The organism is Candidatus Omnitrophota bacterium (genome assembly GCA_030650275.1).
In the GTDB taxonomy this organism is placed as follows: domain Bacteria; phylum Omnitrophota; class Gorgyraeia; order Zapsychrales; family Fredricksoniimonadaceae; genus JACPXN01.
Genome location: JAUSEK010000023.1, coordinates 36480 through 62630, shown reverse-complemented (window position 1 = coordinate 62630; position 26151 = coordinate 36480). Strand labels below are relative to the sequence as shown.

Genomic DNA, 26151 nt, shown 5'->3' with positions numbered 1-26151 from the left:
AACCTCCATCTTGATTGTTATTCAAACTGAACTTACACCCTAGAAGTATAATACATCTTTCCGGATTCGGCAAGCCCGACGCGTTACACCCCGACCAAACGCTCTTCTTCCTTTTTGGGCGGATCTAAACCAACCAAAGGCCAAATACTCACCACCGGCGTGACGCGAAAGATCACCGGCGTCAAACTGTCAATGCCTTCGCGTTTGATGCGCTCGATCAGGGCCGGGTCAACCTTCATCTCAACACCGCTCCCATCCTTACGGACGCTCCACTTCATGTTTCCGGCGTTCAGGTCAATACCACCCTTGGCCGCCATCGCCTGGTCCGGGCCTTTGGCGCCGGACACGCTGTCATCTGTGACCACGCCGACAAATATCTCCAACGCATGTATAAGATCTCCCGCCGGTGACCCTGCCCCTATTGTTTCTATTTGCATGGCGTTTATCCGCCGGTAGTGCCTGATATCCTCCATGGTCACAATGTCACGCACAGCCTCGGGATCAAGGATGCCATCACTGATCAGGTCCGCCAGCCCCTCCATGATCTCGGCCCTGGGCGGATCTATTCTGGTCAGTTCAAATAAAGGAAGGATGTGCTGCGGGTCCTTGATAACCACTGCCTCACCGAACGCCCCAAATTTTAATTCAAGGATCTTTTCAAAAAGAATCCTCTTGGCATTTTGATAATCCGTGCCAGTAATATGATCCAGGATTTGAAGGGCCATGTTCAAGGCTTCGCTCTGCGACCTGGGCTGGTTCGGTCCCATCATCGCCTGGTCCGGTGCTACAGCGCTTTCTCTGGGAAGTAAGGATGCTATTCTCTCTATTAATGATCTCGCCTGCCGGATATCGGCGCGTAGGGCCGGTGCAATGGTCTGATAATCTTCCGGGGAAGAACCCGTAAAAACAGTTTCCAATTTTTCTAAATCTATTTTCCATATAGCCAAATAATACTCTAATATTGTGTGCGCCTCCTGAAGGCTTCCTATGCTTTGCGGGGTCAACCCGCTTTTATTTGTGGAATACCACCGCACAATCCTGCCTGCGCTCTCCATTGTTCTTTCTACGAGCTCCATAGACCGCTTGATTCGTACCACCATGCGTGCAACTTCAAGATCCATCATTCCATCCAATGTCCGTGGCTTGCCCACCATCGCCCGGTCCGGGGCGGCGGCTGCGACAGCACGGGTAATACCTTCCCGCAATTGCACAAGTTGTTCTTCTTGATCACCGGGATATCTTTGTTGTTGCGACCTCACCCACTGCCGAATCGAATCTGACGTTTCATCCATAAGAGGAACCTGTTTGCTGATCATCTCATTGATGACGGCAATAACGGTTTCAGGCGAAGTCCGCTCATCCCCGGGAATGGACGAGACATGAAGAAAAACTCGTCTTTTGACCGTGGATCTCAATTTGCTGGATATGGGCTGGTCCGGCGAAGATCCAGTCATGGAAATCGCTTCTCTCAACCCTATTAATGGATCGCGTTTTTCTTGACTGAGTTTTTCTTTTGTACGGTCCACCCAGGCACGGATCCTTCCTGATTCGGACCTTTGGGGTGAAACGCCTTCAATCATGTCGGTCATTTCCGCCACAACCGTTTCCGATGGAATCCATTTTTCAGGCCTGGCGCTGCCAGCCGATACATTGATCCATAATTGTATTTCTACCGGTATCTGAACCAATGCGGCCGGCCTCGCCGTCATCGCCCGGTCCGGGGCATCGGATCGGCGTGACGCTTCCTTACCCTGAAGCGACGTTGCTTCACCAAGATCTCTTTTAAAGAGCCTTAACGCGGTTCGTACATTCCCTATCAATCTTGACCTCTCCTGCGCTGTTAAATCTTCCCTGGGTTTTCCGTCCGCATCATTAAGCGTCAAATAATAGTTACGTGCCCCGGAGTCGAAAGTTATCTCCATAACAGAAAAAGGCTCTTTACTGTTTTCGCTCCCAACAGGGAAGTAATATCCTTGCGCAGCCAATAAAAGTATGACTCTCTTAATAGTAGCCTCCTGAGATCCGGAAGGTCTTTTGGGTCTTTCTTCCACCGATGATGAGAGCCTTTTCCTCATTATGGAAGCGTAAGAATCATTTTCCCTCATTATGGGGGCCAAAAAATCAATGATTTCATCAATTTCTTTGACAGGAACATCCCTGACGAACCTTTCCCAATGGGGCAATCTTAAGACCGCCCCCTTGTCCGTGAAAAAAAATATTCCCCGTAACTTCTCCGGCATCTCGTTTATCATCGCCCGGTCTGGTGTCGGCGTCACAGCCACAACATGGTCCATCATCCCTGTTTGAAAAGACACCAGGGCCCTGTCTTTTGGCAAGGCGTTGGCCAGTTTCTGCGGATCGGTTGTCATGGCCACATCATGCGGAGCTATCTGCATCCCACCCGAAAAATACTTCCTCGGTATCGTCGTGCCTTTGGCTTTGTCTATGTCCTCTTTGATGTAATTGAACACGCCCTTCTTGTAGGCGGCAAGGTACTGGTTGTAGATGGCTTCCACATCGTCCTTGGATTGGATTCCCGCTTTCGCGGGAATGACATCCCTTTCTATGCCTTTGACCTTTGATTGATTGGAATAAACCTGGTTAAGGAGGGCTTCTTTGAGGTTTTTCTTGTACCAGGAGGCAAGGATGAGGGAGTTGAATATTTGACGAAGATTAGCGAAGTTCTTGCCGGTGTTGACTTCTTTTTCTAGTTCGGGGAGGATTATTTGACGCACGATGTCGCTTGCCAGAGTGTGGGCATCCATGCGTGGTGCGGGGCGCTGGTCCGGCGAATAAGCCGGACCGCTTAGCGCGCCTGCGAGCTGGTGAGCAGGCCGGGTTCCATCGTGGCTTTGCAGGACCCGCCCTTGATGCTCAAGGGCCAGGTAATCCTCTTCCAACATTACTTTAAGATGGCTGTCGGTAACGAATGCGGTGTTGTTGCGTTCAAACACCTCTGCCTTGTCTGCCATGATCCAGACCTTGTTGAAGGTGTTGACGGGAACTTCTGTGGTGCCGTAGAGTTGTTGGGCTTTGGTATAGACCTTGTCCCAGAATGTTTTTCCTAAGGCCTTTTCAGGATAAATGAGTGAGGCGGTGATCTGTTTGAGGATATAGTCCTGGGCTAATAGGTCACGGCCCATGTCGGTCTTGGAGAGTTCTTCGGGGATGGTGCGGTCTTTCTCATATGGAGATAAGTTGACCCAAAGGTCTTTTTCAGGAATGGCTAAAGAAGCAAGGAAATATTTGATTAATTTGGTTGATTCATCTTGTAGGGAACGCAGATCTGCGTTCCCTACGGACAATCCTGAATCACCCACATCCACGATAAAGTCAAACAAAAAGGGATTGTCTTTGTGGACGGTCAAGCCCTTGATCATCACCGGCTCATAGGCAGGACTTAAGTTGACCATGGTGCCGGGGATGGGAAGATTAAGGACGTCGGCATGAGCTTTGGGAATAGGCCCCAGGGAGGTCAGGAAAAAAGCAACAATGAGGGCAATGCTCAGGGATTTTTTAAACATTGATTTAATCTCTATGTTCTGGATTCCCGCCTACGCGGGAATGACATCCTTTGGGCCGGGAAACGTTTCCCGGATAACGTTCAAAGATAACATGCTTTTGGGGAATGTGCAAATAAAAGGAAATGACGTAACAATATTAATATCAATTAGTTACGACTAAATTAAAAAATATTTCTGAAATTATTCCTATGGAAGGTCAAAAATGCGGGGTATTCAGTTTTTCCAAAGTTCCTTATAAGTATTGTGAACCTTTCTGGGTTCGCGCAGAAAAGGGCTGCTTTTGCCGTCCCCCTGGCCGAAAATACCGAACCATTCCTCATAATAATACCCGCCCGCGAAAGGCCCCACCACATCGGCCTTGGTGTCGTGGATGGATGGTTCATAATTCTTCCACCATTCATCCAGCCACTCAAAGGCAATGCCGCCGATGGCATTACCTGCTCCGTCCCCGTAACCGGCGCTGTTGTATTGGATGTCTAACCAGTTGCCGCGGTGATAATCGGCCTGGGCCTGCTGGGCCTCTTCATAAGACATGGGCGGAGCAAAGGCCGGGGCACCGTATTCGGAAATGAACGCCGGCTTGTCCGCGACCTCGGCCACCTGCTGCCAGAATGACCCAAACCCGTAATCGCCCCGATACACGTTGCCGGCATAAATGTCCACGTCCGGCGCGAATTGGGCGAACTTATCCAGATACAGAGTGTCCCCGTTGCACAGGGCAACCGGATGATCGGGGTCCATGGACTTGATCATAAGCGCGAGTTCATTGACGAATTTGTAATACGCGTCCGGTTTTTTGTCGGCATTGGACGCGACCCCGTAATTGTTCTCATTGCCTAAGATCCACATCAAAATGTACGGCTCGTCCTTGTATTCCATGACCATCTGCCGGACGCTGTCCATCATGGCCTTGAGATGCTCTGGATTTTCATAATCGGTCCCCTCCGACCAGGATGCTCCGGACCCGATGGCGTATTTGCCGATGAAATCCCCCAGGACGACCATCAACCCGTGGTCCTTGAACATTTTTTCCAGGAGCGCTTTGTTGGGTTTCATGGGGTGATGGTACAAGCGGATGGTATTGACGCCCACGTCTTTCATCAAAGCAAAATCACCGACGGACGGCTCATCAGGGTCCTGCTGATCGTTGTGGTTCTTGTCCACCCACGCCTCATCAGGGGCGTCGATGAGCCCGTTGGCATTCTCGTCCTGTTCCATCCAATTGGTCAGGGTGCCCTTGTCCGGGCTCTGGCCGACCTTGTTGGGCATATAGCTCATGCCTTTGATCAAGAACGGCTTGCCGTCAACGGTCATCTGCCAGGGACCGCTTGAATATTTGACCAGCTGCACCAGGCCTGTGCCAACGGTCTTGACCGGTTCGCCCAACGGGACTTGCATCTGTTCCACGCGTAATTTCGTGCTGGCCCTGGTGACGGTCCCGGGACTGGTCATGGTCACGTCGTTTTTCGGGTCATTGTCAAAAGAATTCAGGATCTGAATTTTCGCCCCCTTGAATTCCAGTTTTAATTCCGGATGCGTGCGGATAATATACTGGATCTTGGCGACGGCGGCCTGGCCCGGATACCAGGGAGTTTGCCAATATGTCCATGCAACCGTCTCTGGAAAGAACACGACAACGGCGTGGTAGGCCTTGATGGCCTCATGATACATTTTGGCCTTTTCAAAAATGACGCCCATATAAAAAAGCCGCGTGCCCCAGGGTTCCGGGGCCGTGGCCCATTTGAAAATAGCGGCTTGCATGTCATCGGTATTGACGAAATCCCAGTGGCTGCCCTCCAGCCGGCCTTCCTGCAAGGCCTTTTTGTACGCGGGGTCCCGATACATGTCCGTGAGGTTGGGATAAATAGCTTCTCCGGCGGCGGCCTTAAGCCCTTTTGGGTCCGTGACCTGATAATGATAACCTTTTGTGCCGGCATTAAGGAAACGGCCGTACTTCAGATAATCCACGACCCGTTTGCCCGGGAAAGCAAGATGAGGGACCGTGCGCGGGACTTTGCGCTCAACAGCCGCTTCCTGGTCCGGGGCCTGGCCGGACATGGTCTTGATGCTCGCCTGGGCTTTTTCTTTGACCGACCAGAATGAACCGCGGCTGGGGTCCCAACTCTGGGCCCACGGGTATTGCGCGCTGACCTGCTCAAAGAGGACCTTGGCCTCGTCATTCTTGCCTTGGTGCATCAAGGTCTCGGCCTTGATGAACATGACGGTGGCCACATCGTCCATGATGCGATAACTTTCAGCCTGGTCCCGTGGGGGGAAACCGGTCAAACGGCCCGCCTGCAGGCGGGCCTCGGCATCGTAGGCGGCGATCATTACGTCGTAAAGTTTGTTGAGGGCGTCGATATTCCCCTCGTTGGAGGCCTTCCAGGACAGGCGGACGAGCTCTTCAGAGGATGTGGCGGCAGGAACGTCCTCGGCAAAGGCACAAAAACCCCATGATGCAAGAAAAACAGACAGCAAAATTATGGGGACATAATGCTTAATTCCTGATGAAGTGTTGTGTTGAATTAAGTATTGTGTCCCCATAATTCTAACCGACCACAGCTCCCGAAGACAGGCCTTTGATAATATGTTTCTGCATGGCCAAGTATACCATAACAATAGGCACTGCCGCCATGGTGAGGCCGGCCATCAAGACCGGGTAATCAACGCTGTTGGCTCCCTGAAAAACCATCAGCCCCCGTTGCAAGGGCATGAGGCTGGTGTCCCCCAACAGCAGGGTTGCCAGGATATATTCATTCCAGACGGTCAGTGAATTGAAGATCACAATGACCGCAATGGCCGGCCGGGCCAGGGGCAGGGCCACGTTCCACCAGATCCCCAGTTTGGAGCAGCCGTCGATGCGGGCTGCGTCTTCCAGGTCACGGGGCATCTTGTCAAAAAATGTTTTCAATAAAAGAATGCTCATGGACAGCCCGACGTTGATCATGCACAGGATATAGCCGATACGGGTATTGACCAGGTGCAGTTTGGCCATCAGCACGAACAACGCCACGAAGCTTCCCGGCAAAGGGATCATCATGGCCGCAACGAACAGGTAGAACAGGACGTTCTTGCCCGGGAATTCCAGCCGCGAAAAGGCAAAAGCCGCGAGCGAAGAAATGAGCACGATGCCACTGACGACGCAGGCCGTATAAATGACGCTGTTGAAGAAAAACCCGGCCAGATGGCCCTTGGTCCACGCGATGGCGAAATTACCGAAGTTGATGTGATGCGGCAGCAGCCCCGTGTCAACGAAGATGGTCTCATTGCTCATCAGCGAGCAGCGTATCATCCAAAAGAGGGGGAACAGGCACACCAGCGTCACTGTGCCCAGGAAAAGGTGGATGAACGTCGATTTGGTCATTCTCCAGAGGATGTATCTGTTCACGCGCATATCTACAATTGCCTCGTCCTGTCCGCCAGTTTTTTCAGGATGAAAGAGATGCAGATGAGGGTGGCCCCGAAAATGACCGCCTCGGCACAGGCATAGCCAAAGCGGTTGGTGCTTTGCATCGCCGAGAAAATGCGCGTCACGGGCACGTCCGTGTGATTGACCAGCCCCTCGCTGACCAAGGCCAGGATAAGGACAAAGACCTGCATGCACCCCAACACCGTCAGGATGACGACCACCAGGATCACCGGCAGCATCATGGGGACGGTCACGTTGGTGAAGGTTTTCCATGCCCCTGCCCCGTCGACCCTGGCCGCTTCATAGAGCTGTTTGTCGATGGTCTGCAGGCCGGCCAGGAACATGATGAAGCCCCAGCCAAACCCTTTCCAGGCATTGACGACGGCGATGGTGGTCAGGGCCGTCTTGGGGTCCCCCAACCAGTTATGCACCAACTGGGGGAAACCCGTGGCATACAGGAAATGATTCAGCAGTCCCACGGGCTGGTTGTTCTGCATTTGAGGGTTGAGGATCCAGTTCCAGATGAGACCGACAACGACTTCCGAAAGCACCGGCGGGATGAAGAAGACCGCGCGGTAGAAGCCCTTCAAGCGGATCTCCCGGTCGCAGGCCAAGGCCAGCGCGAACGCCAGGAGATTCTGGAAGATCAAGGCGATGAGGGTGATGTATCCGGCGTGGCCGATGGAATCCCACCAGAGATGGTCTCCCATCAGCTCTTTGTAATTGGCCAATCCCACGAAATGCATGGGGCCGATCCCTTTCCATTCGAACAAGGAAAGGTTGATCATCTTGTAAAACGGGTAAATGTAAAAAATGCAGAAAATAGCGACGGCGGGAACAACGAACAGGAAATTCTCCAAATGGTCCCTGGCAACGGCGGCATTCCTGAACTTCCGGTCCATGCTAACGGCTCCCTTTGGACATTTGACGGTCCTTGACCCGTTGCACATCAGCGGCCACCTGCCCAGGGGTTTTCTCGCCGATGATGATGTTCTGGATGCCCTTGTCAAGAGTTTCCGCAACCAGCGGATCTTCATGGACCGGCCAGGTGTTCGGGTGCGTTGAATTTTCCATGCCCTTGGCAAACTCCTCGAGGATGGGTGGGATCAACGCCATGGCCTCGCGGTTTGCGGGCAAATTGTTGGTATTCTTGGACAGCACCGCTTGCTGTTCCTTGGCGGTCAACCACTTCAAGAACGCCGTGGCCTTGTCCTTATGAGGAGAGGTGCTATTGACCACAAAAGAGGAGCCGGCCCCTCCCCAGATCTTAAGCGGGAACGCCGTGTCCAATGGCGGCGGGAGCATGACCCCGTAGTCCAGTTTCGGATTCATGTCCTTATAAACATTGACGCACCAGGACCCGTTGAAGGTGAAAGCGGCGCGCTCCAGGGCGAAATCCTGCTCGGCGTATTTATTGCCCTTGGTCACGATGCCTTCCATGAGGGCATTCTTGCCGCGTAATTCTTCGAAGAGCCCCAAGACCCTGATCCAGTCAGGGTCAGTGTACTTGACTTCTCCCCGGTAGGTGGCGAAAACCTTCGCTTCCCCCATGATATTGAACGCATAATTGGAGGCGAAACAATCCAGCAACCAGAGCTCGCCCCAGCCGGACACGAACGGTGTGATCCCCACACGCCGCAGCGCCTGGCAGTCCCTGATCCATTCGTCCCAGGTCTTAGGCGGCGCCGTGATGCCCGCCTTGGCTAGGAGTTTCCTGTTGTAGAGCATCTGCTGACTGGTCACGTCGATGGGGACCCCGTAGATCCCGGGCTTTACCCCATAGATGTTGCCGGCGTCAAAGCGCCTGTCGGCCAGGGCCTTGTCAAACAGGCTGTTCTTCCACCTCCCCCCGTCCGCTTCCATTGCGTTCGTCAGATCGGCGATAAGTCCCGCCTGGATGAAATCAGCCACGATGGATTTCTTGTCCAGAACGCCGTAAATGTCCGGCAGGACATTGCCCTGCGCCGCGGCGATCACTTTCTGCGAATACGCTTCGGAAGGGGCGAACAACTGGACCGTGACTTCGATGCCTGTCTCTTGTTTGTATTTTTCCGCTAACTGCTCGAGGGTGTCGTGACGGTCCGTCATCCAGTGCCACAGGAGGATGGTATTGCTTTTAGAGGGGGACGGGGAGCACCCGGTCAGGGCCATCAATATCCACGCGCAACAAAGGGCAAGCGGCGCGCCTCTTGGCATACTACGTTTTCCCCCGTCTTTGTTCCAGCTGCTTGCGAATATCGTAAGCCCTGTCCTCGGAGATCTCGAAGGTCGCGATAAAATAGATCGCGATCAATGAGGCCGCGATGGGGATGCCGATATCAAAAAGCCGCAGCCATAACAAGGTATGCGCGGTCTGGGCGCCGTGCAAGGATTCCTTGAAGCCCGTCCAGTTGAGCAGAAAACCGGACATCAACGAGGCGGCCGCCTGTCCGAGCTTGATCATCCACCAATAAATGGCGCCGAAAATACCCTCCCGGCGGGAACCGTTCTCAAGTTCGTCAAAATCGCAGACATCGGCCAGCATGGAGGTGACAACAGTGAAGATCGACCCCAAACTGAAGGCGATCAATGGCGCCGCCACCAAGAGCAGGTAGGGATGCTGCGGGTTATAACCCCACCATTTCATGGCGTACCCGACCATGGACAAGGGAATAGTAATGAGCAGGGTGTTGCGCTTGCCGAGCCTGGTCGCGATCCACGTGATCAAAGGGAAGATGACAAAGAAGCTCGCGACCGCCGCCACCGTCCCGTTCCACCCAAGCAGTTGCCCCCCCTTGCCGTAATCGCCGCCGAACACGTAAAAGAAAATGACATAGGCCGTGAACGAGGAAGCCAGCATGAACCCGTTGAAGACCAGGAACGTAATGGTGCACAGCTGAACGAAGGGCCGGTTCTTGAAGGCGATCTTGCAGCCGGAGAAGAAATCCTTCATCACCTCCATCGCCTTGCGTTTCTTGACACTGGGCAGATGGGTAGAACGCTCTTTGTTGACAAATACCGGGAAAAGCCCGCCGGCGATGATGAAGACGCCAAAAATAACCGCTAGCACCCGTACGCCATGCACGAGGTCCTTGCTGCTATACATGAATGCGAACAGCCAGGGAGAAATGACCCAGGCGATCTGGCCGATGGTGTTGCAGGCCCCCTGCAGACGCGTGCGTTCGTGATAATCAGGGGTCATTTCAAACCCTAAGGCAATAAAGGGAATGGCGAAGAAGGCGAAGGCGACCACATACAAGCACTGGATGATCAGAAAATACCAAAAACTGTAACTTTCCGGGCTTTCTTTATGCAGCTGGAACATCAGGATGAATAAAAGGCCTGAGATCACGGCCCCGAATAACATGAAGGGCCGGCGGCGTCCATACCGCGTGCGGGTATTGTCCGACGTGTAACCGATCAAGGGGTCGGTGAAGGCGTCGATCAGGCGCGGGACCGTCCCGATGATCCCCACCTTGGCGGGATCCATCCCCAAACCAAGATTGAGGACCAGGACCATGGCGGTCAAAGCCGCCGCCTGCATCTGGTTGACAAGTGCTCCTATGCTGTACGCGGCTTGTTGAAAAAATGGAATGCGGTCTTCAGGGGCGGTGACGTGGTGAGAATGCGCCGGGACTTTTCCCATAAAACTCCTTCATCCTGCTTATGGAGAGATCAACGCCTGTTTAAAAATAAGAAAACGGATTTTAACAAATAAACGCGCATCACGCAATTAATACTTATCGTGTTCCCAACATCACATCCAGGACAAGCGGCTTAGCCGATGCAAGGTCGGCGCGCAGGCGGGAACGCCTGATGAGCGTCTCCCCCCGGGGGGAACGTTCAAGGCCTAAGGGCTTTCCCTGAAAGCTGATCTCTTTAATAGTATAGGACCCGGCATCCAGCTTCTTTGGATTACGGTATTGCACCGTGATCGTGTGCCCGGCAAAAGGACAGGTCACGGACGCGTTGCCCTTCGCGTCAAATTCTTCCCTGACTAATTGCGGAGATAGGGCCAGGTCACCGCGAAGACCGCGCACGCCGAATGCCTGCGTCAATTGGGTCAGGACAAACCAGCTGGCAGACCCGGTCAAATAATGGTACATCCCCCGGCCTTCGGGATCAAAATATTCCGGGATGCCCGGATAGATCTTACTGCGCCTGCCATCGACGGCCATGCGGGTGATCGAACGCAGCACTTCGTGCCCCTGACGGGCAAAGCCGCGTTCATACAGCGCGTACGCGTACATCACCGTCATGTGGCTGAAGAAGGCACCGTTCTCCTTGGTGCCGTAGGCAAAAGCGAACGCCCGCCCCAGATCCGGATAATGACGGATGCCGAAATCGGTATTCAAACGGTATCCGCCCAAATTCTTATCCCGCAGAAATCGATCAACACTTGTCATAATGTCCTCGATCTCCCTGGTCTCGGCCATGCCGCTCATGATGGCGAAAACCTGGGCCGTCAAAGTCATGCGCACCGTGCCGTCTTTTTTACCTTCCACCCGTTGGGCCTGATTGTCATAATACCCATTGAACCAGGTGTAGTTCTTGCCCTTATCCTCGACAGTAATTTTCTCCTGATGGCGCAAATGGGAAAAAAGCCAGCGGCCTTTGTGGCGCAGGTCTTTGACAAGGCCCTGGACGCTGACGGACACTTTTTCCCCGCTCAATGCCGGCTGGACGGCCCTGAAATAACGGTCGAACAACAGCTGATGTTTGTCCCTGGGATGGTCGTAATTTATGGGATCGCCGCTAAGGGTGTCCAATAAAAGCAAGATTTCTTTGGCCACTTCAACGGCCGCAATGCCTTTATGTCCGGCCAGGCCCTCGATGATGTCGGCGATCTTCAAAAGGTTGCCGCCGTAAAAGGCCGTGAACGCCGCGCTTTCCCCGCGCGCGAAAGCCATGTCCAGCCCGTCATTCCAGTCCGCGCTTTCCAGGCGGATGCAATTGTGTTCCCCGACGTTAAAGAACTGGGTCAGGTTCTGCACCAAAATGTGCTCGAGGACGGTGCCTTCGTACGTATGGCCTTTTTTGTCCACCAGTTTATGGCCGTAGCGCGCCAGCCAGCCTAAGTCTTTCTCAAAGGTCCTGAACATTTGCGGGTCGCGGAAATACGGGACCTTTTCCAGAAGAACATCAAAATCGCCGCTTTGGTTGATATACAAAAGCAGGGTCACCAGCGGCCAGCAGCCGTGGTCCATCCAGACGCGGGTGATGGCATTGCGGTCCGCGATGAATTCCCCGGGTTTGGCGCCGATGATGGTGGCATTGCTGCCGTCAATGCGGATCCCCGCGCAATTGTTGAGCAAAGCCCCGCGCACGGCGGAGGGCTCGATGAGGATGAGCGACAAAAGGTCCTGCCAGATGTCGCGCCAGCCCTTGCCTCCCTTGCCGTAATCGTGGTCAGGCAAAAATGAACAGCCGAAAATACGCCGCAGGATCGGCTGCAGGGTGACCCAGCGCATCCAGGCATTAAAACCCTCGTCGCCGGTCTTAAAACGGATCGTGCCGGTCTTGTCCTCCCAGAATTTCCTGTTGAGCGCCCAGGCCTCTTTGAACGCTTGGGGAGAGGCGAAACGTTTGAAGAACGCGCGGGCCCCGGCAGCGTCAGGCGCCAGTCCCACAACAATGAAATATTCTTTAGTCCCTCCGGGTTTCAATGTGATCTCTTTGAAACGCAAAGCACCAACGGCTTCCTTGCCCTGCAAGGCCTCATCAGAACATTGAACGGGTCGATGGCCTTCCATGACCGCCTGCGGGGCGTCCAGGTTGCCGGCATCCCCCAAAAACGTATCTACCGTCGGAAAAGTTCCCGATGGGGGCGCGCCGGCGCCATCGGCGCCGTAGACAAAATACACGCACTGCGCCTGCCCGTGGCCTTCTTCATTAAAAACCATGGTGGGCTCGACCAGCACCCCGTCCTTGTTCTGTTGGATGCGGTGTAAAAGCGCGGTGACGTGTTCGTGGTCGTGTTTATTGGCCAGAGAACGGCCGAAAATGGGAATGGCCGCGGTGGGGGTCAAGGTGATGTTCCTGCGCGAAATGTTTTTGACCGTCACGCGCATGAGCTCAACCGTCTCATCGGTGACGGGAATGAAATGAACGGCCTCAAGGCTAAGCCCGCAGGACGGATGACGGCGGGTCACCTGGTGCCACAATTGTCCGATTGCGACGGTGGCCGTATCCGGAGCGCTGTCTTTGGCCAGCGAACAGGTCCCTTTGCCCTTGACGGAAACAAAAAATTCGCGCGACGGCCGGCGCAGGTCCTCACGGGACGCGGGTTTGGTGACATAATGCAATTTATCCAATTTGATGTCCCCGCTCAAAGAGGGCGTGATCGCGGATTTCAAAGAGGAGGCGTCCGCCCCGCATAGGGGGGCGTAAATGGTCTTGATCGCCCCCGCGGCCGCGGAAACAAACGTGATCCCGTCGGGGCCGTAGGTATAAAGTGCTTTTTCGTCCATGATTGGTTTTAGGGCTGGAGGGTCAGTTGAAAAAGGCGGCTCATCTTCATAAAATCCACCTGGGGAAATTGCACGCCGACATCCCACGCCGACGAACCGGCCGCCCTGGTCCACCTCACCCTGCCGGAGAGGACCATCGGCGAGGTGCCATCGGGAACTTCAACTTCCAAAGTAACGGGATCATCCAAAAACATCCGCTCGCGGGTGTTGATGCGCACGCCCTCGGCAGAGGCATCCCTTAGAAAAACATCGGTCCCGTATTCATTGCGTGAATCCTTAAATTTGGCGGGATAACGCGCCCAAAAACGTTCAAAAAGGCGGCGTTCGGGCATGAAAGAGATCCTTCGCGAAACTATCCCGCCTCGTCAAAATACCTGTCCAGGCGGGTTGGGGAACCGGAAAGGACTTCGGCAAAATTAAGCCCTATCCGGTAATTCTTGGAATCCGAAAGTTTACTCACCCATTTAACGACCCCCAGCACCAAAACCGGCTCGGCATTGGGCTTCAATTGGATCTCGATGGCGACTTTTTCGTTGACTTGATGGGGGTGGGAGGAAACAAAACCGATGCCGTTGCGGCTGATGTCCACGGTCTGTGTCTGGTCAAATGCGGACCCGGCTTTGCCTTCCACCGGCACAAAACAGTCCAGGCGGTCTTCGCTGCGCTTATTTTTGACGTCTGCCATACTTCCACCTACAAAGGTATGAAAAAATGATGACGGCGAAAACGCTTTCTTACTAATGGTATTGTAAAACATCCCGGCAAAAGTGCAAATAAAATCGCAACTTTTTATTTATTCCAAAATAGTTGGCCTGATTGAGGTTACCACAATCCTTGAATGAAAAAATAATATTTTTTAAACAATTTTTCTCTGATATAATCAAATCATGGCTGTTACCGACATTTGCCTGCTTTTAATCGAAGCGTTGGCGCTGTTGCGCGGCGCCAGCTGCGGGTTTGCCCGTTCAGTGATCGGCCCCTGTGCTCTGATCATCGGTACAGGTGTTGCTTTTCTCTATTATAGGGTGACAAAAGATATCGCTGTCAGCCTTGCCATCGGGCTGTTGGGCCCCATTGCCTTGAGTTTGATCCTTAAAATGATCCTGGGATCGATCAATGCCTCCGGCAGGGTCCAGTCGGGCTTCTTTTCACGGTTGGCCGGAGCTATGATCACGGCTTTGTGGGTTGCTGTCCTGGCGCTGCCGATTGTCTTTGTCCTGGCATTTTTGCCGCCGATCCATCCATCCATAACAGCCCTGCGTAAGGACATCCACCGGTCCTTTTCCTACTCTCTTCTGACGCCTTTTATTCCTGCCCAACCGGCCGGACATACTGATGCCGTCAAGGACCTGCATGAGGACGAACGCATGCAGGCCTTGCTCAAGGACCCGGGCGTTGTCAGGGCCCTTCAAAGAAGGGATTATGTCACGCTCATGTCCAATCCCAAGGTCATGGAATCCGCCCAGGACCCGCAGTTCATCCAGAAACTCCTGTCCGCCTACACCCAGATCCAGCAGAAAGATTAAGTAGGATTAAGGCAGCAGCTGCCTCTATTTACCGATGCAGAATGAGGAAAAGATGCGGTCCAGGAGATCGGCGTCGATGTTGCGGCCGGTGACGGCATCCAGCTGATTGATTGCGCCCTTGATCTCCTCGGAAACGAATTCCCAGGAAGTGCCCTGTTCCGTCAAGGTGACGGCGTGGGCAAGGCGCTCTTGCGCGGACTTAAGGGCCTGCACGTGGCGGATATTGCTGATCAGGATCCCCTGCCCGTCAAAATGGTTGGCCTGCCCCGCGCATGTGATGAGAGCGGATCCAAGATCCTCAATGCCTGTCTTTTTAAGCGCGCTGACGCGCACCGCGGGACTGTCGGGAAACAAGCGCCTGATGTCTTCACCCGTGACCCGCGCGGGAAGATCGCTTTTATTTAAAACAACAATGACCTTCCGGCCCTTGATCTGTCCGGCCAAACGCGTATCTTCTTTTGAAAGCGGCTCACCGGCGTCCAGGATCAAAAGAACGATGTCCGCGTCCTCCATGTGCCGCCGGCTGCGCTTGACCGCCTCTTGTTCCACGACATCGCGCGGTTCCAAAATACCGGCTGTGTCGATGATCTGAAAAGGAATACCTTTAATTTGCGCGTATTCTTCCAGCGGGTCGCGGGTGGTCCCGGGCATGGGGCTGACAATGGCGCGGTCATGTTTTAAAAGCACGTTCAGCAGTGATGATTTGCCCACGTTGGGCCGTCCGCACAGGACAATGCGCAGGCCTTCTTTTAAAAGGCGCCCCTGGTCCGCGGACCTCACCAAATGTTCAACTTCTTGTTCCTGCGCCTGCATCTGTTGGACAAGAGCATTCCTGCCCTTAGCATCAATATCATCTTCGGGAAAATTGATGAGGGCCTCAATGACCGTATAAATTTCCATCAACGCGTCGCGGATCCCGCCCAGCGCGGCGGACAATTCACCCTGCAAATGCGCATGGCCGGCGCGCAAAAATGCCTGCGTCTTTGCCTGGATAATATCCAGAACGGCCTCGGCCTGTGGCAGATCAATGCGGCCGTGGATGAACGCCCGTTTGGTGAATTCCCCGGGTTCAGCCAGGCGCGCGCCGGCGTCCAGCGCCGCTTCCAGGACCGCGCGCACCGCGGCCATACCGCCGTGGCAATTGATCTCCGCCACATCCTCGGTCGTGTAACTTTTAGGCGCGCGCATCACGGTGATCAATCCCTCGTCGATGGTCTTGTCCCCATGGACAATGCGGCCATAATGCACCGTGTGCGTCAACGCGCGCGCGATCTTCCTGCCGTTTTTTGTCTGAAAAATACGGTCAGCAACCGCCAGCGCCTGCGTGCCGCTCAAACGCACAATGCCGATGCCCCCCTGGCCCGGCGGGGTGGCGATGGCGACGATCGTGTCTTCTAATGATTTGTATTGATACATATGAATTACGGGGACACCCACCGTAACCCGAATTCAAGTCTACGGAATTCAGGTTACGGTGGATGTCCCCATTATACTCCTGGTTTCAGCGATGACGAATACTGAACCGGCCACCACGATCACATCATTGTCCTTGGCTTCGGACAATGCCAGGTCCAGAGCTTCGTTGACTGTTTGGGTCACGGACCATTCTTTATCCTGAAACAATGTTCCGGCCTCGTCGCGGCCAAACGTATACGCGCGCGGGTGGTCGGCCCGGGTCAGAATAACGCGCGCGGCCATTGCCTTTAATTCCCTCGCCATCCCCTGAATATCTTTGTCCAAAGATACGCCCAGGACCAGGATCACCGCCCGTCCGGAATATCCATCCGCTACTGTTTTGGCCAAAACCCTGGCCGAGGCCGCGTTATGCGCGCTATCAACAATGACCACGGGTTTTTTCTGCAAGACCTCAAATCGCCCCGGCCACCGGGCCCGTTTTAACCCCTTGGCGATCGCCTCATCGGGGACCTTATACCCCCAATGGCGCAATAACTCGATCACATGCACGGCCGTGGACGCGTTGACCTTCTGATGTTCTCCTTTTAAAGAAACCTTCAGGTCCTGATATCTGGCCGTGTCCACCACGATCGGCGGGATACCGAATTCGCGGCAGCGGTTCAAGATCAGGGCCATGACTTTTTCGTCCTGGGGCGCGATCACGGCCCTTTGGCGGGAACTTTTGATGATCCCTGATTTCTCGACGGTGATCAGCTCCAGCGTCTTGCCTAAAATATGCGTGTGGTCCAGACTGACCGGCGTCAAGACCGCCACCAGCGCGTCCACCGCGTTGGTCGCGTCCAGGCGCCCGCCCAAACCGGTCTCCAAAATGACCCAATCCAGGCGCTGCTGACTGAAAAAATATAGCGCCGCCGCGGTCAATACCTCAAAATAAGTCAGGAATGAACCCCGGTTCATCATGGCCGCGATGTGCCCGCGCAGGACGCTGACGGTCTGGGCCAGCTGTTCCTCGGTGATCATCCCGGCAAAATCTTCGCGGCGCTCAACGCTGTCCTTGTCCAGAACGCGGATGCGTTCATTGATCCGGTGCAAATGCGGGGAAGTGTAAAGGCCGACGCGAAAACCCGCTGCCGCCAAAATATAACTTAAAAATACGCACGTTGAGCCCTTGCCCTTGGTGCCGGCAACGTGGATGATCTTGAGATCTTTGTCCGGCCGGCCCAGAAGATCCAATAACTCGACGACACGGGCCAGATTAAAATCCTTGTCCTTAAGCTGATGCAGGGTGTTCTCAAAATTCGTAAAGGAATTCAGGTATTGGTGGGGATCAAAAGCAACCATCAGTGTTTGAAGTGGCGCACGCCGGTGAACACCATGGCGACTTTGCGTTTGTCCGCTTCTTTGATGACATCCAGGTCCATGATGGACCCGCCGGTCTGGACGATGACCTTGATCCCGGCTTTGGCCGCGATGGTGACGGTATCGGGCTTGGGCAGAAAAGCGTCGGAAACCAGAACAGCGCCTTTGGCCGCTTTGCCTGCTTTGCGCAGGGCATGGATGGCGCTGTCAACACGGCTGGTCTGGCCCGCGCCGATGCCGACGGCTTGCGTGCCCTTGATGACGGCAATGGCATTGGACCTGACGTGTTTGATGAGTTTCCAGCCGAACAGCATGGCTTCAAGAAGGGCCTTGTCGGGTTTTACTTTGGTGACAACCTTCAATTCTTCGGCCTTCAAAATACGATTGTCTTTGTCCTGAAGCAACAGCCCTCCCATGACCTTCTTGAAATCGTATTTTTCCTCGGGCAGGCTGGAGATGTCCAGTTCCAAAAGCCGTACATTCTTTTTTTGCGACAACAGCGCGAACGCTGCTTTTTCAAATTGCGGGGCCACGATGCATTCCATGAACCCGCTTTGAACGATGGCCCGGGCCGTCTTGACGTCGACGGAACGATTGAGGCCGATGATACCCCCGAAGGCGGACAAAGGGTCGCAGGCAAAGGCCTTGCGGTACGCTTTGTCCAAAGACACGGCCTGGGCCGCGCCGCAGGGACTGCTGTGTTTGATGATGACGGCCGCGGGCCCGTCGCAATCGCGCACGATCGCCGCGGCGGCCTGAATGTCGAGGATATTATTAAAGGAAAGTTCTTTGCCGTGCAATTGCTTCATGCCGGCCAGGCCCGGCCTGGCCCCGCCTGCCCCGCCGACGGCGGGGTCGGTATAAAACGCCGCGGCCTGATGGGGGTTCTCGCCGTAACGCAGGTCCTGCATTTTGGAAAAACGCAAAAGGATGTCTTTGGGGAACTCGGAAAAAGCATTGTCGCCTTTGAAACGGCTGTGCAAGAACGCGTGGATGGCGGCGTCATACGTGCCGGTGCGCTCAAAAACTTCGAGGGCCAGATTGACCAGGACCTTGCCGGACAGGATGCCGCTGTTGTTTTTCAATTCCTGCAGGACTTCCGAATAGCGCGCGGGATTACAGATGACGGCAACACTTTTATAGTTCTTCGCCGCCGAGCGCAGCATGGCCGGTCCGCCCACGTCGATGTTTTTCACGGCATCGTCCAGCGAGACGTTCTTTTTCTGTACGACGTTCTCGAACGGGTACAGGTTCACAACGACCATGTCAATGAGGCCGATGCTTTGTTCTTTGAGTTGTTTGAGGTGTTCGGGATTGTCGCGCACGGCCAAAAGCCCGCCGTGGATCTTCGGATGCAGGGTCTTGACCCGGCCGTCGAGCATTTCAGGAAATCCGGTATAATCGGAAACTTCAATGACGGGGATTTTCAAGGCGCGCAGGAATTTGGCGGTGCCGCCGGTGGAGATGATCTCAACGCCCAAACGGTCAAGGCCCTGGGCGAATGGCGCCAACCCGGCCTTGTCAGAAACGGAAATGAGGGCGCGCTTGACTTTGATCACGTAGAAGGGGTTATCGTTTGCCTTTTTTGCGCTTACGCTCGGAGGGCTTGCAATAGAAACGGCGTTCTTTCAATTCAACGAGAAAACCATCCTTCTGGCATTGCTTCTTGAACTGCCGCATGGCCTTCTCGAAACTGTTCTTGTCTGAGATCCTGACTTCCAGCATCGCGTGTCACAACTCCTTCAAGGGGAAACAGGTTGGTGAAGTGTGTATTATAATAGGAATGCCCGAATTGTCAAACGCTTAGTAGGTGGGGTCCACGTAGGTGTATATTTTGCCCGCGAAGTTCTTGAGGACGTAACGGCCGTTGTCTTTGGAAACAATGTACTCGGGCGAGATGGGGATCTTGCCTCCCCCGCCCGGACCGTCAATGACGTAGGTGGGCACCGCGTAACCGGTGGTGTGCCCGCGCAGGTTCTGCATGATGTTGATGCCCGTTGCGACACTGGTGCGGAAATGCCTGGAGCCGATGATGGGGTCGCACTGGTAAATGTAATACGGCCGCACGCGGATCTTCAAAAGTTCGTGCATGAGTTTTTTCATCACGACCGGATCGTCATTGACCCCTTTGAGCAAAACGGTCTGACTGCCCATGGGAATGCCGGCGTCGGCGATCATGTTGCAGGCATGCTTGACGCGTGGTGTGATCTCCCGGGCATGGTTAAAATGGATGCTCATCCAGATCGGCGAATACTTCTTGAACATGGCCAGGAGTTCCGGCGTCACCCTTTGGGGCAGTGTCACCGGGATGCGGGTGCCGATCCGCACGAATTCAACATGGGGGATCGCCTTGACGCTGGAAATGATGTACTCGAGCATGCGGTCGCCCAGGGTCAAGGGGTCGCCGCCGGAGATCAGCACATCGCGGATCTCCTTGTGCCCGCGGATGTAGTTGAGCGCTGCGTCGTACGTGGCAATGTTGAGCGTATGGTTGCCGTCGCCGACCATGCGCGAACGCGTGCAGTAGCGGCAATACATGGCGCACATTTCATTGACCAGGAACAAGACGCGGTCCGGATAACGGTGCACCAGCCCGTGCACGGCGGAATCCTTGTCCTCGCCGCAGGGGTCGCGCATTTCTTCGGGCGCGGTCTCGAATTCAAAGGCCTGGGGCACGGACTGCAGGCGGATGGGACAGCCGGTATCCTTGGGGTCGATCAAGGCCGCGAAATACGGCGGGATGGACATGGTCAATTTGTCCCCCGCCCCCTTCACCCCTTTTTCTTCGTTGGGGGTCAGGGTCATGAATTTGGAGATCTGCTCAAAGGTGCGGATACGGTTGCGGATCTGCCAGCGCCAATCCTCCCAATCCGCCAGGGTCGCTCCCGGAAAAAACTTGATGATGCGTTTTTCACCGGCGGACAAAGGGATGTTGGGAAGGTCCAAAGAGACTATTTCTTCTTGAGCGGGCGCGGCAACAGGGTTCATTTTTTGTACGCTTCCTCCCTCTGGAGCAGGCCCGTACGCACCAGGGCCTCGTCCAGGATCTTGTTAATGATCTGGTTGTACGTCAGCTTGAGCGCATTGCCGAAGAGCACAAAAACGTCATCGGGGCTCAAATTGGGCAAAGGGTTTATTTCCAGGACATACGGCTTACCTTCCTTGTCCATGCGAAAGTCCACGCGCCCGAAATCACGGCAGTCGACGCTCTTGTAAGCACGGATCGCGATGTCCTGCAGTTTCCTGGCGAGATCCTCGTCGATAGGCGCCGGACAGATGTACTCAACGCTTTTGTCCACCACGTGGGCATAGGTGTAAAACGCGTTGCCCAGTTCGGTCTTGCCGTCGATGGCGTATTGCACCACCGGCATGGCCTGCGGCGGGTCATTGCCGATGATCCCGACGGTGAATTCGGTGCCCTTGATGAATTCCTCCACCAGCGCCGGCTGTTTGTAATTCATGTTGATGAAATCGACCTGTTTCTTCAGGCGCTTGAAGTTCTCCACGCGCGAGCCCGGCGTGATCCCTTTGGAGGTCCCTTCGTGCAGGGTCTTGACGAACAAAGGGAAACCGATGGTATTGAGCTCGCCTAAGTCATCCTCCGCGGTCGCCTTGAAGTAGCGCGCCGTCGGGATGCCGTCGGCGATAAAACATTTCTTGGCCGCCACCTTGTCAAGGGTGATGCCCAGCGTCAGCGCGTCCGCTCCGGCAAAAGGGATGTTGAACAATTCCAGGATGAGCGGCACTTGGGCTTCGCGGTTGCGGCCGCGATGGCCCTCGGCGATGTTGAAAACAATGTCCACGCCGGGATCGGGCAGCATCTTGAGCAGGTGTTTCACGCCGCCGATGAGTTTGACCGTGTGTCCCGCCGACTCGAACGCCTTTTTCAGGCATTCGACCGTGCGCGAGCTGTCCAGTTCGGCAGCCGCGTCAACAGGGTCGTCGGAAGACGCCTGCCAATCGCTTTTAAGATCGTAGGTGAGCCCTATTTTTTTTCCCATATGAAATAATTGTGCCATAACTTTACCAAAAATTCACCGAATATCTACAAAAAATTTTAAGAACCCGTTTTTCCTAAACCATCCGGGCAAAACTGAAACCAGCCATGATCAGGGTGAGGGTGATGACAACGGCCACCGTGAACCAGGCCACGATGTTCATGGCGCGCTTGTTGACGAACTCCCCCATGATCTGTGGGTCATTGACCAGTTTGAGCATAAAAATGAGAATGAACGGCAGCAGCACTCCGTTGCCGACCTGCGAAAGGTACATGACTTTCAATAAAGGGAAATCCGGGATGAGGACCATGCCTGCCCCGACGACGATCATGGCCGTATACAGGCCGAAGAATTGCGGCGCCTCGTCAAAGCGTTTGCTCACCCCCTCGTTCCAGCCCATGCCTCCGCAGATCGAATACGCGGTGGACAAAGGCAGGATGGACGCGGCAAAGAGCGACGCGATCAAAAGACCGAACGCAAAGAGCCATGTCGCGTGGATGCCGGCAAAGGGCTGCAGGGCCACGGCCGCGTCCTTGGCGTCCTGGATCCCGACCCCGGCCTGATACAGCGTCGCGGCGCAGGCAATGACGATGAAAGCCGCCACAACGGGCGCGGTGACGCAACCGACGATGACGTCCAGCCGCACGAGTTTATACTCCTCCGGCGGCACCCCTTTTTCCACCGTTGAGGATTGCTGGTAAAATTGCATCCAGGGCGCGATGGTGGTCCCCACGAGACCGACGAGCATCACAAAATAACCGAGATCGAACGTGATCTGCGGGGCCACGGTCTGGCGCATCACCTGGCCCCAATCCGGTTTGGCCATGAAGCCGGAAATGATGTACGCCACGTAAAAAAAACAGGCCAGCAGAAAGACCTTCTCGACGGATTTATAGTTTCCCTTGACCACGAGCATCCAGACAAAGAACGCGGCCAAAGGCACCGAAACATATTTGCTGACCCCGAAAATTTCCATACTGGCCGCGACCCCGGCGAATTCCGCCATCACGTTGCCCATATTGACGGCCAGAAGGACCAGCATCAGATAGAACGTGACCTTGACCCCGAAATTCTCGCGGATCAGGTCCGCCAGTCCTTTGCCGGTGGCGACCGCCATGCGCGCGCACATCTCCTGCACGACGATCAGGGCCGCCGTGATGGGCAGCATGGACCACAACAGCGTGTAGCCGTAATGCGCGCCGGCCAGAGAATATGTGGCGATGCCGCCCGCGTCGTTGTCCACGTTGGCCGTAATGATGCCCGGACCCATGATGGAAAAAAACAGGATGATCCTGGCAACGGTCGGATGCTTGCGCACAGCGTCCAGAATATTCTTCATTAAAGTTTTTCCTTGTATTTGCTCCACACCAGCGCGATCAATTCTTCCATGACGTCATCGATGGTGATGACCCCCTGCAAAATGCCCTCGTGGTTAAGGACGGGAATGGAAGAAAATTTGTAACGCTCCAGCAGCAGCGCCACCTGCTCGATATCATCTTCCGTGTAAACATGCACGTCCTCGGGATAACATGTCCGCAATAAAGGAGTGGCCGGTTGCGCGTTGATGAAGCGCCGCAAGGACGTCGTTCCCAGGTATTTATGGTTGTCGTCGATGATGTAAAGAAAAAAAATGCTCCCGGGAAAATCGGTGTTGTCCTTGATCTTCGCAATGGCATCCGCCACCGTGGCATCCGGCTTGAGGGACAGGTATTCGGTGGTCATGAGCCCGCCGGCAGAATCCTTGGCAAAACTCAGCAGTTTGCGCAGTTTTTTGCTGGCTTCCAAGCCGAACAAACGCAGAAGCTGATGGGTCTTGGCGCGCGGCAGTTTCATCAAAAGGTCCGTGGCTTCGTCCGCCGGGATGTTTTGAATGAGGGCCGCCACCTCAGGCTCTTCGAGCTGGTCGATCAATTCTTCCTTGCGCGCCAGCGGCATGTCGGTGAAAACCCTGTTCTGCAAAGCCGCGTCAAAGGACTTAAAAAGCGATACACGGGCAAAAATGTCCAGGTCCTGCATGATATCTGCCAGCGCCGCCGGCGGAATGCCGGACAATTTATTTTTGGTGACGTCTAGCTTCAGCACGCTTTTCATGCGCCCCAGTTTCGGCAGGACCTGCGTATTTTTCCAGGGAATAAGCTCTTCCAGCGTCAAATACGGGGATTGGCGGCGAAAAAACCATACCAGAAGGTCAACGGGCCCGGTCCATCCCAAACGGCGCACCAGACCGCGCAAACTGACGTCCACGTGGGCGGCATAAATAAGGTTCTCAACGCGCAGCAGGTGGATGTCGTTGACGCGCACCACCCGCTGGTCGTCGGTATCCACGACCTGCTGGTCGAGGATGTCGCGGCGCAGGGTGAAATCGCAGCGGGGATGGTCTTTGGTAAAAACCATTTGGGCGGCGCTCGTCTTCAGCCGCACTTCTTCCTCGATATAGATGAGATCGTCCCACGCGACGCGGGCATACTCCTTGTCCAAGAACCCCCGCCGGACAATGAGTTCCGTGGCCTTGGGATAAATGTCCCCCTGGGGGTTCATGGCAATGTCATGCACTCCAGCCACCCACTGCCCCTGGGAGTCCAGGACATCCATGCCGATCATTTCGGAGAAATATAAAAATAATTTCATCGGTGGATCCCCACATTGACCCGCCTGCATATTTTGCTGACGGGGCATCGCGAACACAGCGGTGAAACGGGTTTGCACACGTTCTGGCCCCACGTGACCAGCATCGCGTTATATGCGATCCAGTATTGCGCCGGCAATTTTGCCCTTAAAGCAAATTCCGTTTCCTCGGGGGTCCTGGTTTGAACATACCCCAGGCGATTGGAGATCCGGTGCACGTGCGTGTCCACGCAAATGCCGGGTTTGCCAAAGCCCTCGGTCACAACGAGGTTTGCCGTCTTGCGGCCGACACCCTTAAGGGTCAGCAATTGCTCCAGGTCCTCCGGGACCTTGCCGTTGAAACGTGTGCGCAGGTCCCGGCAAACACCGTGGATGGTGCGGGCCTTGGTCCTGTAAAACCCGACGGGGTATATCAATTTTTCCATTTCCTTGACCGGTATGTTCAAGAGGCCGCGGATATCCCTGGCGCGCGCGAACAGACGCTCGCAGGCCGGCAGGGTGGTTTCGTCCTTGGTCCGCAAGCTCAATAAGCAGGAGATGAGCACCAAAAACGGGTCTTTCCATTTTTTCCCGACCAAGGTCACCGACGGGTCCGGCCAATCGCGCATGGCCACCTTCAAACGCCTGATGACAACGGCGATCTGTTTATTGCTCAACATAACCCATCTCTTCAAGCATTTCCGGATCATCCCGCCATCGCCTTCGCGTCTTGACGAACATTTCCAAAAATACCTTGCCGCCGCAGAGCTCTTCCAGTTCCGGGCGGGCCTCGATCCCGGCTGTTTTCAGGACATCGCCTTTTTTCCCGATGACGATCTCCTTCTGGCTGTCGCGTTCAACAAGGATCAGGGCCTGCACGTGCAGGGTCTTGCCCTTGCGCGGCTGGGCCTTTTCGATGATGACCGCGATCGAATGGGGAACTTCCTCACGCATGACGCGAAAAAGTTTTTCGCGGATGATGTCCGCCATGGCCATGCGCCGCGGCAGGTCGGTGATGGTATCTTCCGGATACAACATGGGCCCTTCGGGCAAACGCTCGAACACAAGGTCAACGAGTTTGGACACGTTGGTGCCTTTTAATGCGGAGAGCGGGAACAGGACCAAATCCGGCATTTCCGTCACTGTTTTGCCACGCATGTCCTCCCATAGCTTGATGTAGTCGGGAACGTATTTGCCTTTGGTCACATCCACCTTGTTCAATCCGACGATCACGGGCTTGCCGCAGTCCTTCAGCTGGGACACGACATGGCGCTCTTCCTGGCCCACATGTTCGCTGGCATCCACCAGATGGATGACGCAATCGACACCGTCCACAGAGCCGGCCGAGACGCGGTTCATGTGCTTGTCCAGGGCATCACGGCCCAGATGCAATCCCGGCGTGTCGATAAAAACGATCTGCCCGCGCCCGTCGGTGTAGATGCCGCGGATCTGGTGGCGTGTCGTCTGCGGCACGTTGGAAACAATGGACACTTTTTCACCCAACAAAGCGTTGAGCAGTGTGGACTTGCCCACATTGGGCCTGCCCACGATGGCCACCATCCCGCATCTGATCGTTTTATCCTTTGCCATGACTGCCTTCGCGGTATTTGAACGCGGCGATCACGACGCCGGTAAAAAGGACGGCATTCACGAGGCTGAAACTGCGCCAGACAATGTCCTTGGACATAAAACCCGACGGCACCATGAGCAGGGAACACACCCATACGCCCATGACCCAGACCATGGAAAGGTCCGCCGACGAGCGGCGTTTGACGATCCGGATGATGAGCGGGATGTTCCACAACGGTAAGCCGATGGAAGCCACCAGGCCCACCTGTTCGACCAAGGTCATAAGATCCCTTTTGG

At 54.8% G+C, this 26151-nt stretch carries 21 protein-coding genes; 1 reads left to right on the top strand and 20 read right to left on the bottom strand.

Annotation, left to right across the window (positions count from 1 at the left end; genetic code table 11):
* Positions 1 to 83 precede the first annotated feature (83 nt).
* From Q7K71_06145 to Q7K71_06105, 9 genes are all read right to left on the bottom strand, one after another.
* The gene (locus Q7K71_06145; protein MDO8675675.1) at positions 84 to 3524 is read right to left on the bottom strand and encodes a hypothetical protein; all 3441 of its coding nucleotides are present in this window, start codon (positions 3522 to 3524) and stop codon (positions 84 to 86) included.
* A 213-nt stretch (positions 3525 to 3737) separates the two neighbouring features.
* Positions 3738 to 6002, bottom strand: a complete 2265-nt coding sequence (locus Q7K71_06140) for a glycoside hydrolase family 2 TIM barrel-domain containing protein (GenBank protein ID MDO8675674.1) — start codon at positions 6000 to 6002, stop codon at positions 3738 to 3740.
* Between the two features lie 70 nt (positions 6003 to 6072).
* Positions 6073 to 6918, bottom strand: coding sequence for a carbohydrate ABC transporter permease (locus Q7K71_06135; GenBank protein ID MDO8675673.1), 846 nt, complete (start codon positions 6916 to 6918; stop codon positions 6073 to 6075).
* A 2-nt stretch (positions 6919 to 6920) separates the two neighbouring features.
* Positions 6921 to 7835: a sugar ABC transporter permease gene (locus Q7K71_06130; protein ID MDO8675672.1), complete on the bottom strand. Its 915-nt coding sequence runs from the start codon at positions 7833 to 7835 to the stop codon at positions 6921 to 6923.
* A 1-nt stretch (position 7836) separates the two neighbouring features.
* Positions 7837 to 9129 (bottom strand): extracellular solute-binding protein, encoded by a 1293-nt coding sequence (locus Q7K71_06125; protein MDO8675671.1) that lies wholly within the window; start codon positions 9127 to 9129, stop codon positions 7837 to 7839.
* Between the two features lies 1 nt (position 9130).
* A complete protein-coding gene (locus Q7K71_06120) occupies positions 9131 to 10558 on the bottom strand; it encodes an MFS transporter (GenBank protein MDO8675670.1) in 1428 nt (475 codons plus the stop codon).
* A 94-nt stretch (positions 10559 to 10652) separates the two neighbouring features.
* Complete coding sequence (locus Q7K71_06115; protein MDO8675669.1) at positions 10653 to 13382, bottom strand: cellobiose phosphorylase; 2730 nt, start codon at positions 13380 to 13382, stop codon at positions 10653 to 10655.
* Positions 13383 to 13390: 8 nt separating this feature from the next.
* Positions 13391 to 13714, bottom strand: a complete 324-nt coding sequence (locus tag Q7K71_06110) for a PilZ domain-containing protein (protein MDO8675668.1) — start codon at positions 13712 to 13714, stop codon at positions 13391 to 13393.
* 20 nt (positions 13715 to 13734) lie between these two features.
* Positions 13735 to 14067, bottom strand: a complete 333-nt coding sequence (locus Q7K71_06105; GenBank protein ID MDO8675667.1) for a PilZ domain-containing protein — start codon at positions 14065 to 14067, stop codon at positions 13735 to 13737.
* Between the two features lie 202 nt (positions 14068 to 14269).
* Here Q7K71_06105 and Q7K71_06100 point away from each other — a divergent pair, with 202 nt between their 5' ends.
* A complete protein-coding gene (locus tag Q7K71_06100; GenBank protein ID MDO8675666.1) occupies positions 14270 to 14908 on the top strand; it encodes a hypothetical protein in 639 nt (212 codons plus the stop codon).
* Positions 14909 to 14932: 24 nt separating this feature from the next.
* On the opposite strand, the gene mnmE is transcribed toward Q7K71_06100, so the two are convergent.
* From mnmE to Q7K71_06045, 11 genes are all read right to left on the bottom strand, one after another.
* The gene (gene mnmE, locus Q7K71_06095; GenBank protein ID MDO8675665.1) at positions 14933 to 16324 is read right to left on the bottom strand and encodes a tRNA uridine-5-carboxymethylaminomethyl(34) synthesis GTPase MnmE; all 1392 of its coding nucleotides are present in this window, start codon (positions 16322 to 16324) and stop codon (positions 14933 to 14935) included.
* A 48-nt stretch (positions 16325 to 16372) separates the two neighbouring features.
* Complete coding sequence (locus Q7K71_06090) at positions 16373 to 17665, bottom strand: folylpolyglutamate synthase/dihydrofolate synthase family protein (GenBank protein ID MDO8675664.1); 1293 nt, start codon at positions 17663 to 17665, stop codon at positions 16373 to 16375.
* Entirely contained in the window at positions 17665 to 19239 is a 1575-nt protein-coding gene (gene purH, locus Q7K71_06085) for a bifunctional phosphoribosylaminoimidazolecarboxamide formyltransferase/IMP cyclohydrolase (GenBank protein MDO8675663.1), read from the bottom strand. Before purH ends, Q7K71_06090 begins: the two co-directional genes overlap by 1 nt.
* Positions 19240 to 19252: 13 nt before the next feature.
* The gene (gene rpsU / locus Q7K71_06080; protein MDO8675662.1) at positions 19253 to 19408 is read right to left on the bottom strand and encodes a 30S ribosomal protein S21; all 156 of its coding nucleotides are present in this window, start codon (positions 19406 to 19408) and stop codon (positions 19253 to 19255) included.
* Between the two features lie 78 nt (positions 19409 to 19486).
* Positions 19487 to 20671, bottom strand: a complete 1185-nt coding sequence (locus Q7K71_06075; protein MDO8675661.1) for a KamA family radical SAM protein — start codon at positions 20669 to 20671, stop codon at positions 19487 to 19489.
* Complete coding sequence (locus tag Q7K71_06070) at positions 20668 to 21702, bottom strand: ATP-grasp domain-containing protein (protein MDO8675660.1); 1035 nt, start codon at positions 21700 to 21702, stop codon at positions 20668 to 20670. Before Q7K71_06070 ends, Q7K71_06075 begins: the two co-directional genes overlap by 4 nt.
* Positions 21703 to 21757: 55 nt before the next feature.
* A complete protein-coding gene (locus tag Q7K71_06065; GenBank protein ID MDO8675659.1) occupies positions 21758 to 23020 on the bottom strand; it encodes an Nramp family divalent metal transporter in 1263 nt (420 codons plus the stop codon).
* Positions 23020 to 24309 (bottom strand): CBS domain-containing protein, encoded by a 1290-nt coding sequence (locus tag Q7K71_06060; protein ID MDO8675658.1) that lies wholly within the window; start codon positions 24307 to 24309, stop codon positions 23020 to 23022. Before Q7K71_06060 ends, Q7K71_06065 begins: the two co-directional genes overlap by 1 nt.
* Entirely contained in the window at positions 24306 to 24965 is a 660-nt protein-coding gene (nth, locus tag Q7K71_06055) for an endonuclease III (protein MDO8675657.1), read from the bottom strand. Before nth ends, Q7K71_06060 begins: the two co-directional genes overlap by 4 nt.
* Positions 24952 to 25875 carry a GTPase Era gene (gene era, locus Q7K71_06050; protein MDO8675656.1) on the bottom strand — a complete coding sequence of 308 codons (924 nt, stop codon included), beginning with the start codon at positions 25873 to 25875 and terminating at the stop codon, positions 24952 to 24954. The genes nth and era overlap by 14 nt, the downstream gene beginning before the upstream one ends.
* On the bottom strand, positions 25862 to 26137 hold the full coding sequence (locus Q7K71_06045; protein ID MDO8675655.1) for a hypothetical protein: 276 nt from the start codon (positions 26135 to 26137) through the stop codon (positions 25862 to 25864). Before Q7K71_06045 ends, era begins: the two co-directional genes overlap by 14 nt.
* Positions 26138 to 26151 lie beyond the last annotated feature (14 nt).

What these genes read in the sequence shown, in the direction of transcription:
- Q7K71_06145 (MDO8675675.1), bottom strand. Translation starts at nt 3,524, where the DNA reads ATGTTTAAAAAATCCCTGAGCATTGCCCTCATTGTTGCTTTTTTCCTG.
- Q7K71_06135 (MDO8675673.1), bottom strand. Translation starts at nt 6,918, where the DNA reads ATGCGCGTGAACAGATACATCCTCTGGAGAATGACCAAATCGACGTTC.
- Q7K71_06130 (MDO8675672.1), bottom strand. Translation starts at nt 7,835, where the DNA reads ATGGACCGGAAGTTCAGGAATGCCGCCGTTGCCAGGGACCATTTGGAG.
- Q7K71_06125 (MDO8675671.1), bottom strand. Translation starts at nt 9,129, where the DNA reads ATGCCAAGAGGCGCGCCGCTTGCCCTTTGTTGCGCGTGGATATTGATG.
- Q7K71_06120 (MDO8675670.1), bottom strand. Translation starts at nt 10,558, where the DNA reads ATGGGAAAAGTCCCGGCGCATTCTCACCACGTCACCGCCCCTGAAGAC.
- Q7K71_06115 (MDO8675669.1), bottom strand. Translation starts at nt 13,382, where the DNA reads ATGGACGAAAAAGCACTTTATACCTACGGCCCCGACGGGATCACGTTT.
- Q7K71_06110 (MDO8675668.1), bottom strand. Translation starts at nt 13,714, where the DNA reads ATGCCCGAACGCCGCCTTTTTGAACGTTTTTGGGCGCGTTATCCCGCC.
- Q7K71_06105 (MDO8675667.1), bottom strand. Translation starts at nt 14,067, where the DNA reads ATGGCAGACGTCAAAAATAAGCGCAGCGAAGACCGCCTGGACTGTTTT.
- Q7K71_06100 (MDO8675666.1), top strand. Translation starts at nt 14,270, where the DNA reads ATGGCTGTTACCGACATTTGCCTGCTTTTAATCGAAGCGTTGGCGCTG.
- mnmE (MDO8675665.1), bottom strand. Translation starts at nt 16,324, where the DNA reads ATGTATCAATACAAATCATTAGAAGACACGATCGTCGCCATCGCCACC.
- Q7K71_06090 (MDO8675664.1), bottom strand. Translation starts at nt 17,665, where the DNA reads ATGGTTGCTTTTGATCCCCACCAATACCTGAATTCCTTTACGAATTTT.
- rpsU (MDO8675662.1), bottom strand. Translation starts at nt 19,408, where the DNA reads ATGCTGGAAGTCAGGATCTCAGACAAGAACAGTTTCGAGAAGGCCATG.
- Q7K71_06075 (MDO8675661.1), bottom strand. Translation starts at nt 20,671, where the DNA reads ATGAACCCTGTTGCCGCGCCCGCTCAAGAAGAAATAGTCTCTTTGGAC.
- Q7K71_06070 (MDO8675660.1), bottom strand. Translation starts at nt 21,702, where the DNA reads ATGGCACAATTATTTCATATGGGAAAAAAAATAGGGCTCACCTACGAT.
- Q7K71_06065 (MDO8675659.1), bottom strand. Translation starts at nt 23,020, where the DNA reads ATGAAGAATATTCTGGACGCTGTGCGCAAGCATCCGACCGTTGCCAGG.
- Q7K71_06060 (MDO8675658.1), bottom strand. Translation starts at nt 24,309, where the DNA reads ATGAAATTATTTTTATATTTCTCCGAAATGATCGGCATGGATGTCCTG.
- nth (MDO8675657.1), bottom strand. Translation starts at nt 24,965, where the DNA reads ATGTTGAGCAATAAACAGATCGCCGTTGTCATCAGGCGTTTGAAGGTG.
- era (MDO8675656.1), bottom strand. Translation starts at nt 25,875, where the DNA reads ATGGCAAAGGATAAAACGATCAGATGCGGGATGGTGGCCATCGTGGGC.
- Q7K71_06045 (MDO8675655.1), bottom strand. Translation starts at nt 26,137, where the DNA reads ATGACCTTGGTCGAACAGGTGGGCCTGGTGGCTTCCATCGGCTTACCG.